Origin of the sequence: Azohydromonas aeria (assembly GCF_009760915.1) — a bacterium.
Lineage (GTDB): Bacteria > Pseudomonadota > Gammaproteobacteria > Burkholderiales > Burkholderiaceae_C > Azohydromonas > Azohydromonas aeria.
On the sequence record NZ_VIDQ01000046.1, the window covers coordinates 19,645 to 36,070 of the forward strand.

The window sequence follows — 16,426 nt, forward strand, 5'->3', positions numbered from 1 at the left end:
CGAACCCCGATGAACCCCCGACGAGCCTTCACTTCCGCGCTGCTGGCCGGCGCGCTGCCCCTGGCCGTGCCGCAGGCGCAGGCGCAGGCTGCCCCGCGCCAGGACGGCGCCGCGCGGCGCGGCGGGCCGGCGCTGCTCACGCTCAGCGGCGCCGCGCTCGGCCGCAGCAACCGCGGCGCGCTGGACCCGGCGCTGGAGCGGCTGTTCATCAAGCACCAGGTGCGCTTCGAGCGCGCCTTCGAGCTCGACGCCGCGGCGCTGCAGGCGCTGCCGGCGGTGGAGATCCGGCCCACGCTGGAATACGACCAGCAGCCGCACCGGCTCTCCGGCCCCCTGCTGGAGCAGGTGCTGGCCGCGGCCGGCGTCAAGCCGGACGCACCCGCCAGGGTGACGCTGCGCGCGCTCGACGGCTACGCCGTGCAGGTCACGCTGGCCGACGCGCGGCGCTGGGGCATGGTGCTGGCCACGCAGCTGGATGGCCGGCCCATGCCGCTGGGCGGCCTGGGCCCGGTCTGGGCGGTGTACGACGCCGACCGGCTGCCCGACTTCCGCGACAAGCCGCTCAAGGAGCGCTTCGGCGTCTGCCCGTGGGGGCTGTACCACGTGGAGGTGGCGCCGGGCTGATGCACCGGCCGGGGGCATGGGCCTTGCCGCCGTGATGGGACCGAGTGCACCGCGTCCCGCCGCCATGGAATTCCGCTTCTACGCCGAACTGGGCGACTTCCTGGCGCCGCCGCGGCGCGGCCGGGCCTTCGAGCACGCGGTGGCGCCGCACGAGAGCGCCAAGCACGCCATCGAGGCGCTGGGCGTGCCGCACACCGAGGTGGCGCTGCTGCTGGTCAACGGGCAGCCCGCGCCGCTGGAGACGCGGCTGCGGCCCGGCGATCGGGTGGCCGTGCTGCCGGCGCTGCGCCGGCTCGACCCGGCGGCGCCGGATGCGGCGTGGCGCTTCATCGCCGACGCGCACCTGGGCCGGCTGGCGCGCTGGCTGCGCTTCGCCGGCTTCGACACGCTCTGGCACAACGCCTGGGACGACGCCGAGCTGGTGGCCATCGCCGCGGCCGAAGGCCGCACCGTGCTCACGCGCGACCGCGCGCTGCTGATGCGCCGCGAAGTCGTCAAGGGCGCCTGCCTGCGCGACGACGACCCGCTGGCGCAACTGGCCGACGTGGCCCGGCGCTTTTCCCTGCCGCTGCGCGAGGCGGGCCCAAGCCGCTGCCTGGAGTGCAACGCGGTGCCCGTGCCGGTGGCCAAGGCCGAGGTCGAGGCGCAGCTGCTGCCGCGCACGCGCGCCGCCTTCGACGCCTTCTGGCGCTGCCCGGGCTGCGCGCGCGTGTTCTGGCACGGCTCGCACTGGCGGCGCATGCGCGAGGCGGTGGGCGCGGTGGCGCTGGATTGAAGTCCGGCCGGGCCGCGTAGGCCGGGTGACGCAAGGTTTCACCGTCCCACCCGCCACCAACCGCGCGGACACTTCCACGCTGGAGGTGAGCCGCGATGTCCCGCATCTTCCTGAGCCATTCCAGCGCGGATGAGCGCGAGGCGGTGGCGCTGTGCCAGTGGCTGCGCGACAACGGCTGGGACGACGTGTTCCTGGACGTCGATCCCAAGCGCGGCCTGGCCGCGGGCGAGCGCTGGCAGGAGGCGCTGCGCCGGGCGGCCGACCGCTGCGAGGCGGTGCTGGTGCTGCTGTCGCCGGCCTGGGCCGCCTCGAAGTGGTGCCTGGCGGAGTTCCTGCTCGCCAAGAGCCTGAACAAGCGCATCTTCGCCGTGGTGCTGCACGAGGTGCCCCTGGGCGAGCTGCCTGCGGAGCTGACGGCCGAGTGGCAGCTGTGCCGCCTGGCGGGCGAGGGGCGCCAGGCCGGCATCCACTTCGAGTACAGGGAGGCCGCAGACCGGGTCGAGTTCCGGGCCGAGGGCCTGCTGCGCCTGGCCGACGGGCTGCACCGCGCCCAGCTGGACGCGTCCTTCTTCCCCTGGCCGCCGCCTGACGATCCCGGCCGCGCCCCGTACCGCGGCCTGGAGCCGCTGGAGTCGGTCGATGCGGCGGTGTTCTTCGGCCGCGACGTGGAGATCGTGCGCGCGCTGGACGCGCTGCGTGGCATGCGCGCAGGTCCCGACAAGCGGCTGTTCGTGATCCTGGGGGCCTCGGGCGCGGGCAAGTCGTCGTTCCTGCGCGCCGGGCTGCTGCCGCGGCTGGCGCGCGACGATCGCCACTTCCTGCCACTGGCGCCGGTGCGGCCGCAGCGTGCGCCGCTGTCGGGACCGCACGGGTTGGTGCAGGCGCTGCGGCGTGCGCTGATGGCGTTGAACCTGCCCGACGTGGCACCGGGTCGGCTGCTGGAGCGGCTGCGCACAGGCGGGCCTGCGGCGCTGGCGGCCTTGCTGCACGCGCTGCGGGACGCCGCCGCGGCGCGGCTGCTGCAACCGCTGGACGGCGAGGCAGTGCCGGTGCCGCTGCTGCCGGTGGACCAGGCCGAGGAGCTGTTCAACGCCGATGCGGGCGAGGAGGCACAGGCCTTCCTGCGCCTGCTCGGCGGCGTGATGGGGGCGGGTGGAGACGGTCCGGCGGGCGCCGGGGCGGTGCCGCTGATCGCGGCCTTCACCATTCGCTCGGACCGCTACGAGCCGCTGCAGGCCGCGTCCGAGCTCGCCGGGCTGCAGGGCGTGGTGTTCGACGACCTCAAGCCGATGCCGCCTACGCGCTTCAGGGACGTGATCACCGGCCCGGCGCAGCGGGCCGAGGCGGCGGGCCAGGCCCTGGCGGTCGAGCCCGCGCTGGTGGAGCGGCTGGTAGAGGACTCGGCGCAGGGCGGCGACACGCTGCCGCTGCTGGGCCTGGTGCTGGCGCGGCTGTACCGCGACTACGGCGCCGGGGGACGGCTCGGTCTGGATGACTACCGCGACATGGGCGGCCTGGCGAGCGTGGTGCGCAACGAAGTTGAAGGCATGCTGGCGGCCGACGCGGCCACGCGCGCGCAACAGCTGGCGCTGCTGCGCGCCGCCTTCGTGCCCTGGCTGGCGACGATCAACCCGGCCAACGACCAGCCCATGCGCCGCGTGGCGCGGCTGGCGGACCTGCCGCCGCCCAGCCACGCGCTCGTCCATGCGCTGGCCGCGCGGCGGCTGCTGCTGACGGACCGGCGCGGCGACGACACCGTGGTGGAGGTGGCGCACGAGGCACTGCTGCGGCAATGGGATGAGCTGGCCGGCTGGCTCGCGGCCGAGCGCGAGGACCTGAAGGACGCCGACGTGCTGGAGCGCGCGGCGCAGGCCTGGGAGAAGGCCGGGCGCAGGGACGCCTGGCTGATGGAGGGAGAACGGCTGGGCATTGCCGAGGCGCTGGCGGGCAAGCCCGGCTTCGTGCGGCGGCTGGAGAGTTGCCGCGACTTCCTGGCGGCATCGCGGCGGCGCGAGGACGTGCGCAGGCACGAGGAGCAGGCGCGCCGGCAGGCCGAGCTGGAGGCGGCGCAGCGCATCGCGGCGGAGCAGGAGAAGCGGGCCGAAGTCGAGGTGCTGGCGCGCCGCGAGGCGGAAGCGGGGGCGCGCCGGCTGCGGGTGCGGCAGCGCGGCCTGTACGCGGCGCTGGCGGTCGTGGCGCTCACCGCCGCCTGGGCTTACGAGCAGTTCCGGCAGGCCACCGCGGCGCAGCGGCTCGCGACGTCGGCCTCGGTGCGCGCCAATGCGCTGCGGCTGGCCGCGGAGGCGAAGGCAATGCGGGCCGGCGCGCTCGCGGGCGGCGACGAGCGGGCGCTGCTGCAATTGCTGGCCGGAGCGCGCACCGCGCCGGGGGCGGTGGACGGTGAGCTGCTGGAGGTGCTGCAGGGACGCGAGCTCGCGAAGCTGCACACCCAGGGCCTGCGCGAAACCGCCCGGGCCGTGGCCTTCAGCCCCGACGGCAGCCGGGTGGTGACCGGCGGCGATGACGGCTCGGTGGAGGTTTTCGACACCGGCAGCGGTCGCGCGCTCGCCTTTCGCGGCGAGGCCCACCACGGGCGCGTGAACGTGCTCGCCTTCGCACCCGGAGGTGGCCGCTTCGTTTCCGGCGGCAGCGACGGCCGGCTGCTGCGGTGGGATGCCGCGACGGGCGAGCCCATCGGCGAGGCGTTGCCGGGACACGAGGGCGCGGTCAACGGCGCGGCCTTCAGCCCCGACGGCCGCCACGTCGTCTCCAGCGGCGACGACCGCAGCGTGCGGCTGTGGGATGCGGACACCGGCCGGCCCCTGGGCCCGCCGCTGTCCGGCCATGCCGCCGCGGTGCTGGCGGTGGCCTTTGCCGGGCCTGGCCGCGTCGTCTCCGGCGATGCCGATGGCGCGGTGCGCGGCTGGGACTTGGCGGGCGGCCGTGCCACCGCGTGGGCGCTGCAGCGGCTGCCCTGGCGGGTGCGCAGCATGGCCTTCAATGCCGACGGCACGCACGCCGTGGCGGGCCGTGACGACGGGCCGCTGCTGGACTGGCACTCCGACACCGACACGATCTTTCCGGACCGGTCCCGGTTCACGGGGCACCAGGGCGAGGTGCGCAGCGTGGCCTTCAGCGCCGATGGCCGCCGCATCGTGTCGGGCGGCGACGACGGCACGGTGCGGGTGTGGGATGCGGGCAGCGGCGAGCCGGTCGGCGTGCCGCTGCGGGCGCACGCGGGCCCGGTGCTGGGCGTGGCCTTCAGCCGGGACGGTGGCCGCATCGTCTCCAGCGGCAATGGCGAAGCGCCGCGGCTGTGGAGCGCGCAGGCCAGCCAGGGGCTGGGCCTGCCCCTCTCGGGGACGGACCACCTGGTGTCCAGCGTCGCCTTCAGTCCGGACGGCAGCCGCGTCGTCGCCGGCAACCTGCGCAACGGGCTGAGGCTGTGGGACGTGGCCACCGGCCGGCCCCTGGATGACAAGCCGTTCCGAGGTCACCTGTACTGGGTGGCGGACGTGGCCTTCAGCCCGGACGGCCGGCGCATCGTCTCGGTCAGCCACGACGGCACCCTGCGGCTGTGGGATGCCCACACCGGCACGCCGCTGGGACCGCCGCGGGGGACGCAGGGCGGGGCGCACCAGCGCAGCGTGGCCTTCAGCCCGGACGGCACCCGCATCGTCTCGGGCAGTGCGGACCGGACGCTGCAGCGGTGGGACGGCATGACGGGCGAGCCCATGGGCGCGCCGTTGCAGGGGCACGACGGTGCCGTGGAATGTGTGGCCTTCAGCCCGGACGGCCGACGCATCGTCTCCGGCAGCCGGGACCGGACGCTGCGGTTGTGGGACGCGAGCTCCGGCCGGCCCGTCGGTGCCCCGCTGGCCGGGCATGGAGAGCCCGTCACGGCAGTGGCTTTCAGCCCGGAAGGCGGCCACATCGTCTCGGGCAGCACCGACGGCACGCTGCAGCGCTGGGACGTCGCCTCAGGCCGGCCGGTCGGCAGCCGGCTCCAAGGCCACCAGGGGCCGGTGTCGCGAGTGGCCTTTAGCCCGGACGGGCGCTACCTCGCCTCGGCCAGCGGGGGAGCCATCGGCATCTCCGGATCCGCAGCCGGGTTCAAGGCCGACCCGACGCTGCGGCTGTGGGACGCCAACACGGGCCGCCCGCTGGGCACCCCGCTGCAGGGGCACACCGGCGAGGTCTGGGGGCTGGCCTTCAGCTGGGACGGCAAGCGCCTGGTGTCCGCCGGGCGCAACGGTACGCCGCTGCTGTGGCCCGCTCCCGCGGCCTGGCCCGACGAGCTCTGCGCCAAACTCACCCGCAACATGAGCCGCAAGGAATGGCGCGAGTGGGTCGCCTCCGACATCGAATACCGATGCCAGTGCCCGGGCCTGCCCATCACCCCCGACGACCCGGCCTCCACGGCGAAGCCGGAAATGTGCCCCGGCACCCCCGCGCAGCCGCTGCTCGCCCGCTGACGGCCCCGCGGCCCCGGGAATGGGGCCGCTGCCGTTTCCCACCCTGTACGATGGGTTACAAGCGCGCTGCCCGAACCGGCGCGCGGATTTGCGCAACCCACCGCCCGCGCGGGCGGCCCCGGGACCAGGGAGGCGAGCATGAACGAGGCGGCCTGGAGACGGCTGCTGGGCCAGATCCGCGACGGCATGGTGGTGCCGGTGGTGGGGGCGCAGCTGCTGGTGGGCGCGGGCGGGCAGCCGCCGCTGCAGTCGCGCGTGGCGCGGCTGCTGCTGCAGTGGCATGCGGACGACGGCATCGACCCCGACATGCCGCTGCCCGCCTTTCGCGAGCTGCAGGAGGCGGTCTCGCTGCTCAAGCCGCGCGTCAACCTGCAGGACCTCTACGGCGACGTGCATGCCGCGCTGCGGGAGCTCACCGCCGGGGACGATGCCGCGGTGGTGCCCGAGCCGATCCGGCAGCTGGCGCAGATCAGCGACTTCAGGCTGCTGGTCACGCTCACGCCCGACGAGCTGCTCGCGCGCAGCCTGCGCCGGCGCTGCGCCGTCAACGAGATCGTGCACTCGCCGCGGCTGCCCACCAGCGAGGGCCGCGACCTGCCCCTGGACTGGCAGTCGCGCGCCGGCGAGGCGCAGCTGCTCTATCTCTTCGGCAAGTCGCGCGCGGCGCCGATGTTCGCCATCCACGACGAGGACGTGCTGGAGTACGCGCACAACATCATGGCCCGCGGCGGGCACGTGCCCGCGACGTTCCTGGGCGAGCTGCAGGAGAGGAGCCTGCTGCTCATCGGCTGCAACTTCCCCGACTGGCTCGGCCGCTTCTTCCTGCGCGTGACCAACAAGAGCCGGCTGTCGGAGAAGGCCAAGCGCGAGTGGCTGATCGAGGAGCTGCAGCCCGAAGCCGGGCTGACGAGCTTCCTGCGCAGCTACAGCCGCGACACCGAGGTGCTGTCGTCGCTGCCGCCGGCGCGGTTCGTGGCCGAGCTGCACCGGCGCTGGAGCGCCGAGCAGGCCGCGCGCGCGGGCGAGGCGGGCCCTGGCGGCGCGGGCGCCGCCGCGGCCGTGCCGGCCGGACCGCCGCCGCAGCCGCTGTTCTTCATCAGCTACTCGCGCGCCACCGATCTGCCGCGCGCCGAGGCGCTGTTCCAGGCGCTGCTCAAGGTGGGTGTGTCCGAGGGCGAGATCTGGTTCGACCGCCAGAGCATCGAGCCCGGGCACGACTTCGCGCAGCGCATCTTCGACGGCATCCGCGGCTGCCGCTACGCGTTGCCGCTGCTGTCGGACAGGGCGCTGCAGCGCGAGGAAGCCTTCGTGTTCCGCGAGTGGCGCGCGATCAACGACCGCCAGCGCGGCATGAACCGCAGCTTCATCTTCCCGGTGATCGTGGACGGGGACTACGAGCCCGAGCGCTACCAGGCCGAGCCGGTGCGGCCGTGGCTGGAGCTGGACTTCGGCCACGCGCCCGAAGGCGTGCCCGACGGGCGGCTGATGTCGCGGCTCAAGGCCCTGGTGCGCGAGGCCCGGCGCCCCGACGCCGAGCGCGCGCTGGCCTGAGGCCATGGACGCCTTCCTCGCGCCTTCCGGCGCCACCGGCAACGGCGACCGGTGCGCGCGCACCGATGACGGCACCGATGCCGGCGCCGTCCCGTCCTGCGCCGTGCGGCTCGACGCGCAGCATCCCTGGCCCGGGCTGGCCGCCTACGACGAGGGCGCGCAGGGCTTCTTCCACGGCCGCGAGGACGAGGCCGCGGAGCTGCTGCGCCTGATCCGGCTGTCGCCGCTGGCCGTGCTCTACGGCAAGTCCGGCCTGGGCAAGAGCTCGCTGCTGATGGCCGGCGTGTTCCCGGCGCTGCGCGCCGAGCGCTTCCTGCCCGTGTACGTGCGCGTGGACTTCGGCCCGCAAGCCGCCTGCGCGCCGCTGGAGCAGGTGGCGCGGCGGCTAGAGGAGGAGATCGCGCGCACCGGCGCGGAAGCGCCGCCGCGCGCGCCGGGCCAGGGGCTGTGGGAGTACCTGCACCGGCGCGACCTGGAGATCTGGAGCGCCGACAACCACCTGCTCACGCCGGTGCTGGTGCTCGACCAGTTCGAGGAGCTGTTCTCGCGCGGCGGCGTCGGGCGCGAGCGCATCGGCAGCGTCTTCGACGCCATGGCCGACCTGATCGAGAACCGCATCCCGGCCGAGCTGTGCGAGGGGCCGGGGGCGCGCGAGCGGCTGCGCGCGCTGGCGCTGGACGCGCAGCCGGCCCGCGTGGTGCTGTCCTTCCGCGAGGACTTCCTGCCCGAAGTCGAGGGCTGGAAGGACCGCGTGCCCTCGCTGCTGCGCAGCCGGCTGCGGCTGCTGCCGATGACGGCGCGCCAGGCCGTGGCCGCCACCGAGCGCGCCGGCGCGGCGGTGCTGGCGCCGGGCGTGGCGGCGGCCATCGTGGACTTCGTCTCGCGCTGCGAGGAGCCCGGCGGCGGCACGGGCGTCTGCGCCGCCGCGGCCGGGGGCGAGGCCGAGGTCGAGCCGGTGCTGCTGAGCCTGTGCTGCACCCAGCTCAACCGGCGCCGCGCGCCGGGCGCGCGGGTGGACGAGGCGTTGCTGGCCAGCGCCGGGCAGGACATCCTGCAGAGCTTCCACGACGAGGCGCTGGTGGACCTGCCCGAGCGCGTGCCGCGCTTCATCGAGACGCACCTGGTGCAGGGCGGGCGCTACCGCGGCAGCTACCCGCGCGACGAGGCGCTGGCGCAGGGGCTGCTGACGGCGGCCGAGCTCGCGGCGCTGACCGAGCAGCACCGGCTGCTGCGCATCGAGCAGCAGCAGGGCGTGGCGCGCATCGAGCTGATCCACGACCGGCTGGTGGGCATCGTGGCGCGCGCGCGCGACGCGCGGCTGGCGCGCGAGGCCGCGCAGCAGCGCGAGCAGGCACTCGCGCACGAGGCGGCGCAGCGCGAGGCGGCGCTGGAGCGGCGGCGGCGCGAGCAGTCGGAACGCGCGCGCGCGGGGCTGGCGCGCATGCGCAACGGGCTGGGGGCGCTGACGCTGATGCTGTGCGCGCTGCTGGGCTTCGCGCTGTGGGCCTTCCAGGAGTCGGTGGACCAGAAGCAGGCGGCGCAGGAGCGGGGCCGCCGTGCCAACGCGCTGCGCCTGGCCGCGCAGGCGCAGGCCATGCTCATCGACGCGCGCGTGGAAAGCGACGAGCTGGCGCTGCAGCTGCTGCTGGCCGCGCACCGGCTGGAGCCCGGCGCCGTGGACGGCAACCTGCTGCAGGCGGTGCTGGCGCAGCCGGGGCTGGCACGGCTGGTCGATGCCGGCACGCCGCTGCGCGCGCTGGCCGTGAGCCGCGACGGCACGCGCATCGCCACGGCCGGCGACGATGGCCGCATCCAGCTCCGGGACGGCGCCACGGGCCGGCCCGTGGGCGAGCCGCTGTCCGGGCACGTGGCCGCGGTGCAGGCGCTGGCCTTCAGCCCGGACGGGCGCCGGCTGGCCTCGGCCAGCGACGACCAGACGCTGCGGCTGTGGGACGGCGCCACGGGCCGGCCGCTGGGCGGCGCGCTGCAGGGCCACGAGGGCCATGTGCTGGCCATGGCCTTCAGTGCTGACGGCCGCCGCCTGGCCTCGGGCGGAGAGGACGGCAGCCTGCGGCTGTGGGACGCCGAGGACGGGCGCGGCCTGGACACGCTGCTGCAGCAGCAGCCCGGCCGTCCGGTACAGGCCGTGGCCTTCAGCCCGGATGGGCGCTGGCTCGCCGCCGGCGACGTCGCCGGGCAGCTGTGGCGCTGGCATGCCGCCGCCGGCGCGGCCGATGCCGCGCGGCCCGCGCCGCCGGTGCTGCACCCGGGCGGCATCCACGCGCTGGCCTTCAGCCCGGACGCCGCGCAACTGGCCTCGGCCGGCCAGGGCGGCGACATCCGGCTGTGGGACGCCGCCACGGCCGCGCCGCTGGGCGCGCCGCTGCCCGGCCACGGCGACGAGGTGCATGCGCTGGCCTTCAGCCCGGACGGCGCGCGGCTGGCTGCCGGCGGCGCCGGCGAAGTGCTGCGGCTGTGGGACCTGCGCGGGCGCCGGCTGCTGGAGCCGGTGTTCGACGGTTTCGAGGGGCGCATCACGGCGCTTGCCTTCAACCCGGACGGCGAGCGGCTGCTGTCCGCCAGCCTGGACGGCAACCTGCGCTGGTGGCGCAGCGACGACGCCGCGGCGCTGGACGCGCTGGTGCTGGCCCGGCGCGAGCGCGCCCGCGGCCGCTTCCTGGCCGAGAGCACCGTGCCGGGCGTGCTGGCTTACACCCTGCAGCCCATGGCGTCCGCCGCCGGGCCGTCCGGCGTCCCTCCGGTGCCGCCGCACGGGCTGCTGCTGGACCTGGCGTGGAGCCCGGACGGCCGGCGCATCGCCACCGCCCACGGCGACCACGCGCTGCGGCTGTGGGACGCCGCCACGGGCCGGCCGCTGGGCGAGCCGCTGCGCGGCCACGGCGACCGGGTGCTGGCGGTGGCCTTCAGCCCGGACGGGCGCTGGATCGCCTCGGCCGGTGCCGACCGGACGGTGCGGCGCTGGGACGCCGCCACCGGGCAGCCGCAGGGCGCGGCGCTGGCCGGCCATACCGACCGCGTGACGGGCGTCGCCTTCAGCCCGGACGGCGCGGTCCTGGTCTCCGGCAGCCACGACGGCAGCCTGCGGCGCTGGGACGCGGCCACGGGGGCGGCGCTGGGCGCGCCGCTGCAGAGCGAGGTCGGCGAGATCTGGGCCGTGGCGTGGAGCCCCGACGGGCGGCGCCTGGCCGCCGCCGGCGGCAACGGCCGGGTGCGGCTCTGGGACGCGTCGAACCTGCAGCCGCTGGGCGCGCCGCTGGCCGGGCACAAGGACCGCGTGATGGGCCTGGCCTTCAGCCCGGACGGCGCGCTACTGGCCTCGGCCGGCTGGGACCACGCGGTGCGGCTGTGGGACGCCCGCACGGGCGAGCCGCGTGGCGAGCTGCAGGGCGACCGCGGGCCGGTGCTGCGGGTGGTGTTCCGGCCCGACGGCAAGCGGCTGGTGGCGGGCGGCTGGCTGGGCGTGCTGCGGGTGTGGGACGTGGAATCCCGCCGGCTTCTGGGCATGGCGCTGGAAGGCCAGCGCGGCCCGGTGGCGGCGCTGGCCTTCAGCCCCGACGCGCGGCGCATCGCCGCGGCCGGCACGCTGGACGCGGTGCTGCACCTGTGGCCCGCGCCGGGCGTGTGGCCGCAGACGCTGTGCGAGCGGCTCACGCGCAACATGAGCCCGGCGGCGTGGGCGGAGTGGGTGGGACAGGACGAGCGGTACCGATGCCAGTGCGAGGGGTTGCCGGTGGAGGGAGAGGCGGCGCTTGGCCGGTGCGCCCAGCCGGAGGCGTCCAGGATGGCCGCCCGCCCCTGACGGAGCCTGGAGGTCCGTTCCTGCGTGCCACCATCGCCCCATGCTCGACGACCTCGACCACCGCCTGCTGGCCCTGCTGCGCGCCGACGCCCGCCTGAGCACCGCCACGCTGGCGCACCGCCTGGGCGTGTCGCGCGGCACGGTGGCCAACCGCATCCGCAAGCTGGAGCAGGAACAGGTGATCGTGGGCTACACCGTGCTGCTGCGCCCCGACGCGCAGCCCGAGGGCATCACGGCGTGGATGGGCATCCTGGTCGAGGGCAACCGCACGCGCGAGGTCGTGGCGCGGCTGCTGGGCGAGCCCGGCGTCACCGCGCTGCACGACACCAACGGCCGCTGGGACCTGTTGGCCGAGCTGCGCGCCGACAGCCTGCAGGCGCTGTCGCAGGTGCTGGAGCGCATCCGGCTGCTGCAGGGCATCCGCGGCACCGAGACCAGCATTCACCTCGCCACCTACCGCTGAACCGGCGCCCCAAGGCACGGCGCCTGCTGACCCGCCCGGTCATGCAAGACCTCGCCTCCTCCGGCGCCGCGGCTGCCGCCAGCGCCGACGCCAACCCGCTGCACACCGTCCACCTCTACGTCTTCGACGGCTTCGCCGACTGGGAGGCCGCCTTCGCGGTGGCCGGCATCCACAACCCGCAGTTCCAGCGCGAGCCCGGGCGCTGGCAGGTCAAGACGGTCGGCCCGGGCCGGCACGCGGTGCCGCGCTCCATGGGCGGCGTCTCGGTGCTGCCCGACATGGCGGTGGAAGACCTGCGGCCCGACGCCAGCGCGATGCTGATCCTGCCCGGCGGCATCGGCTGGGCCGACGACGCCTCGCACCACGCCGCCATCGGCAAGGCCGGCGAGTTCCTGCGCCGCGGCGTGCCGGTGGCCGCCATCTGCGGCGCCACCGCGGCGCTGGCGCGCGCGGGCTGGCTGGAGTCCCGGCCCCACACCAGCAACGCGCTGAGCTACCTGAAAGGCACCGGCTACGGCGGCGCCGACGGCTACCGCGACGTGGCCGCGCTGCGCGCCGGCAACCTGATCACCGCCGGCGGCATGGCGCCCATCGAGTTCGCGCGAGAGATCTTCGCCCTGCTGGGCATCTACGAGGACGAGGCGCTGCAGGCCTGGGAGCAACTCTACAAGACGGGCAAGTCGGCGTACTTCGCAAAGCTGTCGCGCGCCGCGGCGGGGCCGCAGGGGCGCGAGGGCGGCGGCGCGGACGAAGCCGGCGGCGGCAACGGCGATGGCGGCGGCGACGGGGGCGGGGACTGAAGCCGCCCTCGGCGCCGCGCCGGAGTCACTGGATGTACTTCTCGACCGTGTCCTTGTCGCGCACCTGGGCGTCATCGGGGTTCTGGCCGAACTCGCGCCTGGCGCGGCGCTGGCGAAGTAAATCCCAGCACTGGTCCAGCTCTTCCTCCAGCGCCTGGATACGGGCGCTGTGCTGCTCCGGCGCCGCGGTCTCGGCGCGCAGCCGGTTCTCCTCTTCGACCAGCTCGGTGATGTGCTGCAGGATCGTCTTGTCGTCCACGGTGCGGCTCCTTCAAAGGTTGCCGACAGGGCGGCAACCCCTGTGCCCGTGGCCGCCGGCGGCCCGGCCGGAGGCGGCGCGGTGAGCCCCGCCGTGGAGCCGCTGCGCTACCGCACCGGCCAGAGCCTGATGGCGGAGGCGCGCGCGCTGACTGGCGCCGATGCCCCCACGCTCGCGGCCCTGGCCGCGGCCGGCGTGCCGGCGGTGCTGGCGCGCGACCTGGGCCGCGCGCTCGACATCGCGCCGCGGCATTTCTTCCGCGACATCCTGGGCACCAACCGCTCCGCGGCCGAGAAGAAGTCGGTGGCCGACGCGCCGCTCAACGCCGTGGCCGGCGCCCGCGCGCTGGCGCTGCTGCGGCTGCTGGCGCAGGCCGAGGCGCTGCGCGGCGGCGGGCCGGGCTTCGACGTCGCGCGCTGGCTCGGCCGCTGGATCGAGCAGCCGCATCCCGCCCTGGCCGGGCGCACGCCGGCGGCGGCGCTGGGCGAGCCCGAAGCCTGGGCGGCGCTGGAGAGGCTGTTGCGGGATGAGGCTGATCAGCCGTCCACTTCCCGCCCCGCCACCGCCGGCATGCGCCGCCCGCCCCAGTAGGTGCCGGCGTAGCCGCGGTACGGGTTGCCGTAGACATGCCGCCCGGCGGCCTCGTGCTCGGCCATGAAGCGCTCGACCTCGGCCGGCGTGCCGCCCTTGTACATCTCCTTGAGCACGCCTTCGGGCAGCAGCTCGCGGTAGCGGATCGGCAGCCCGGCGTAAGCGGCGCCCTCGGCCAGGTCCAGCGGGATCTCGGTCGGGTCCAGGAAGCGGCTCTCGCCGAGCTCGCTGTCGTGGTGCGCCTTCACGCGCTTGGCGGCGTCGAGGATGCCCTCGACCACGTCGGAGAGCGTGCGCCCCATCACCTTGGCCTTCCATGAGGCGCGCAGGAACAGCAGTTCGCCCGGGTCCACGCCCGGACAGCGGCCCTGGTAGGCGGCGGTCAGGCAGTGGTCGCCGGCGGCCAGCAGCCGCTGCGTCTCGGTGGGCTCGCGCTCCAGCAGGCGCAGCAGCTGGCCCAGCGAGGATCCTTCCATGAAGCGCTCGGGCTCGACCTCGTAGCCCGGGTCGCCCGGGTTGTGGTGGTCCACGCGCACGGCCGGCTCCGCGCCCAGCACGGTGCACTCCACGAACACCGCCGGCGCGCGCGGCGGCAGCACGGCGGGGCGGGGCACCTGGTCGGGCCCGACGCGCACCACGCCGTCGGCGGCGTAGGCGCTGCGCGCGCTGCAGCGGCGTCCGCCGCGCGCGGCATGGGCCCAGGCCAGGTGCTCGCTGTCGATGACGCGCTGGATCTCGCGCATCTCCGGGTCCTGGGCGCCCAGGACGAAGTGCCAGTCGCGATCGATGCCGGTCATCCGCGCCTCAGCCCCCCTGCGGGCCCGCGGGCCGGTCGGCGCCGGTGCCGCTGCCCGTGCCCGGGTCCTGCTGGATGCCGCGCTCGGCACCGCCGCCGCTGCCCTGAGCGCCGGCCAGGCCCTGCGAGGTGGGGCCGTCGGTGCCGGGCCGGCCCTCGCGCCCGGCCGGCTCCTGCCCGGGCTGGCCGTCGGCCAGGCCGGTGTGTTCACTCTGCGTGGGGCTGATGCTGCCGCCGCGCGAGCCGGCGCTGTCGCCGGGCGGGGTGGACGATGGGGTATTGCGGATGGTCATGACGGTGAGTCTCCTTGATCCGCCGAGGCGGCAAGGCAGGTGCCCAGCGCGGGCGTCATATCCAAACGGATATAGTGCCTTGAATGAAGCCGATCACGTTCCTTGGCGACTCGCTGAAAGCGCTTCGTGACTTTCCGGGCGATGCACGTCAGGACGCCGGTTTTCAGCTCGACCTGGTGCAGCGCGGCGAGCAGCCTGACGACTTCAAGCCCATGCCCGCCGTTGGCGCTGGGGTCGAGGAGCTGCGGGTGTGGTCCGGGCAGGGCACCTACCGTGTCATTTACCTGGCGCGCCTGCCTGAAGCCGTCTTCGTGCTGCATGCGTTCCAGAAGAAGACGCAGGCCACGCCCAAGGCCGACATCGAACTTGCCGCCCGCCGCTATCGCGATCTGATGAGGAACCGACCATGACCCATGCCACCTTTCACAGCGTCTTCGACGCCCTGGCCGACACGGCCGAGGAGGCCGCCAACCTGAAGGCGCGCGCCGAGCTGATGCGGGCGCTCGCGGCGCTGGTGGCGCGCGAGGGCTGGACGCAGGCGGAGGCAGCACGCCGTTGCGCCGTCACCCAGCCGCGCATGAACGACCTGCTGCGCGGGCGCATCAGCCGCTTCTCGCTGGATGCGCTGGTGAACATGGCGGCGGCTTGCGGACAGCAGGTCCACATCCAGCTGCAACCCGCCTGACGGCGCCCGACCGATCTGATGGCCGCTGCTCCAAGGCGCGGCACGCTTTCCCATGCCCGACTTCGTCCTCCTCGTCTTCATCCTCGTCTACCTCGGCATGGTCCTGGGCGGGCTGCCCTTCCTGCAGCTCGACCGCAGCGGCGTGGCGCTGCTGGGCGCCATCGCGCTCATCGCCGCGGAGGCGGTGAGCGTGGAGGCGGCGGCGCAGTCGATCGACCTGCCCACGATCCTGCTGCTGTTCGCCTTCATGGTGATCTCGGCGCAGATGCGCCTGGCCGGCTTCTACGACGCCGTGGCGCGGCGCCTGGCCGCGCTGCGCATCGGGCCGGCGGCGCTGCTGGGGGCGCTGGTGGCGGTGTCGGCGGCGCTGTCGGCGGTGTTCAGCAACGACGTGGTGTGCCTGGCCATGGCGCCGGTGCTGGTGGACGCCTGCCGACGCCGCGGCCGCGACGCGCTGCCCTTCCTGCTGGCGCTGGCCTGCAGCGCCAACATCGGCTCGGCGGCCACGCTCATCGGCAACCCGCAGAACATGCTCATCGGCGCTCGGCTGCAGCTGCCCTTCGGCGGCTACGTGCTGCAGGTGATCACGCCGGTGCTGGCGTCGCTGGCCGCCACCTGGGCACTGGTGGCGTGGCTGATGCGCGGGCGGCTCCACGCGGTGGCGGCAAGCGCCGCAGCGGCGGACGGCGTGCCCGCTGCGGCGCCGCCGGGCGAGGACCTGCCGTTCTCGCGCTGGCAGGCCGCCAAGGGCCTGCTGGTGGCGCTGGCCGTGCTGCTGTGCTTCCTTTTCGTGCCGTGGCCGCGCGAGGTGGTGGCGCTGGCCGGCGCGGGCGTGCTGCTGCTGAGCCGCCGGCTGCACTCGCGCGACATGCTGGGCCTGGTGGACTGGCAGCTGCTGGTGCTGTTCATGGGCCTGTTCGTGGTCAACCACGCGCTGCAGGCCACCGGGCTGCCCGAGGCCCTGGTGCGGCAGCTCGCCGACGCGGGCTGGCGCCTGGACCACCCGGCCACGCTGTTCGGCGCCACCTTCGTGCTGAGCAACCTAGTGTCGAACGTGCCGGCGGTGATGCTGCTGCTGCCGCTGGCCGGCCCCGACGCCGGGCCGCTGCTGGCGCTGGTGAGCACGCTGGCCGGCAACCTGCTCATCGTCGGCAGCATCGCCAACATCATCGTGGTGGACGCCGCGGCGCGGCACGGCGTGGCGATCGACTGGCGCACGCACGCGCGCATCGGCGTGCCGGTGACGCTGGCGTCGATGGCGATCTGCGCGGCGTGGCTGGCGTGGGGCTGAAAG

The 16,426-nt window shown here is 75.3% G+C and carries 14 protein-coding genes; 11 read left to right on the plus strand and 3 right to left on the minus strand.

Annotated features, from left to right (window positions below; translation table 11 throughout):
• The first annotated feature begins 9 nt into the window (after positions 1–9).
• From FJ694_RS23000 to FJ694_RS23030, 7 genes are all read left to right on the plus strand, one after another.
• Entirely contained in the window at positions 10–624 is a 615-nt protein-coding gene (locus FJ694_RS23000) for a putative pterin-binding protein (RefSeq protein WP_157269658.1), read from the plus strand.
• 64 nt (positions 625–688) lie between these two features.
• On the plus strand, positions 689–1,399 hold the full coding sequence (locus tag FJ694_RS23005) for a Mut7-C RNAse domain-containing protein (RefSeq protein WP_157269659.1): 711 nt from the start codon (positions 689–691) through the stop codon (positions 1,397–1,399).
• 95 nt (positions 1,400–1,494) lie between these two features.
• On the plus strand, positions 1,495–5,874 hold the full coding sequence (locus tag FJ694_RS23010) for an nSTAND1 domain-containing NTPase (protein ID WP_157269660.1): 4,380 nt from the start codon (positions 1,495–1,497) through the stop codon (positions 5,872–5,874).
• A gap of 138 nt (positions 5,875–6,012) precedes the next feature.
• Complete coding sequence (locus FJ694_RS23015) at positions 6,013–7,425, plus strand: toll/interleukin-1 receptor domain-containing protein (RefSeq protein ID WP_157269661.1); 1,413 nt, start codon at positions 6,013–6,015, stop codon at positions 7,423–7,425.
• Between the two features lie 4 nt (positions 7,426–7,429).
• The gene (locus FJ694_RS23020) at positions 7,430–11,245 is read left to right on the plus strand and encodes an nSTAND1 domain-containing NTPase (RefSeq protein WP_157269662.1); all 3,816 of its coding nucleotides are present in this window, start codon (positions 7,430–7,432) and stop codon (positions 11,243–11,245) included.
• Positions 11,246–11,285: 40 nt separating this feature from the next.
• Entirely contained in the window at positions 11,286–11,708 is a 423-nt protein-coding gene (locus FJ694_RS23025) for an Lrp/AsnC family transcriptional regulator (protein ID WP_157269663.1), read from the plus strand.
• 41 nt (positions 11,709–11,749) lie between these two features.
• Positions 11,750–12,508 (plus strand): DJ-1/PfpI family protein, encoded by a 759-nt coding sequence (locus tag FJ694_RS23030; protein ID WP_198320951.1) that lies wholly within the window; start codon positions 11,750–11,752, stop codon positions 12,506–12,508.
• 25 nt (positions 12,509–12,533) lie between these two features.
• On the opposite strand, the gene FJ694_RS23035 is transcribed toward FJ694_RS23030, so the two are convergent.
• Entirely contained in the window at positions 12,534–12,767 is a 234-nt protein-coding gene (locus FJ694_RS23035) for a DUF2630 family protein (protein WP_157269664.1), read from the minus strand.
• An 81-nt stretch (positions 12,768–12,848) separates the two neighbouring features.
• Here FJ694_RS23035 and FJ694_RS23040 point away from each other — a divergent pair, with 81 nt between their 5' ends.
• On the plus strand, positions 12,849–13,358 hold the full coding sequence (locus tag FJ694_RS23040) for an antitoxin Xre/MbcA/ParS toxin-binding domain-containing protein (protein WP_157269665.1): 510 nt from the start codon (positions 12,849–12,851) through the stop codon (positions 13,356–13,358).
• On the opposite strand, the gene FJ694_RS23045 is transcribed toward FJ694_RS23040, so the two are convergent.
• Both FJ694_RS23045 and FJ694_RS23050 read right to left on the minus strand, forming a co-directional pair.
• Positions 13,304–14,155: a TetR family transcriptional regulator gene (locus tag FJ694_RS23045; protein ID WP_157269666.1), complete on the minus strand. Its 852-nt coding sequence runs from the start codon at positions 14,153–14,155 to the stop codon at positions 13,304–13,306. The two genes, FJ694_RS23040 and FJ694_RS23045, sit on opposite strands and share 55 nt — an antisense overlap.
• Before the next feature lie 7 nt (positions 14,156–14,162).
• Positions 14,163–14,447, minus strand: a complete 285-nt coding sequence (locus tag FJ694_RS23050) for a hypothetical protein (protein ID WP_157269667.1) — start codon at positions 14,445–14,447, stop codon at positions 14,163–14,165.
• 83 nt (positions 14,448–14,530) lie between these two features.
• On the opposite strand from FJ694_RS23050, the gene FJ694_RS23055 reads away from it, so the two are divergent.
• Genes FJ694_RS23055 through FJ694_RS23065 form a run of 3 tightly spaced genes read left to right on the plus strand, consistent with a single transcriptional unit; the run spans position 14,531 to position 16,423 of the window.
• A complete protein-coding gene (locus FJ694_RS23055) occupies positions 14,531–14,857 on the plus strand; it encodes a type II toxin-antitoxin system RelE/ParE family toxin (protein ID WP_157269668.1) in 327 nt (108 codons plus the stop codon).
• On the plus strand, positions 14,854–15,132 hold the full coding sequence (locus FJ694_RS23060) for a helix-turn-helix domain-containing protein (protein WP_157269669.1): 279 nt from the start codon (positions 14,854–14,856) through the stop codon (positions 15,130–15,132). The genes FJ694_RS23055 and FJ694_RS23060 overlap by 4 nt, the downstream gene beginning before the upstream one ends.
• Before the next feature lie 52 nt (positions 15,133–15,184).
• Entirely contained in the window at positions 15,185–16,423 is a 1,239-nt protein-coding gene (locus FJ694_RS23065; protein ID WP_157269670.1) for an anion transporter, read from the plus strand.
• The last annotated feature ends 3 nt before the right edge of the window (positions 16,424–16,426 follow it).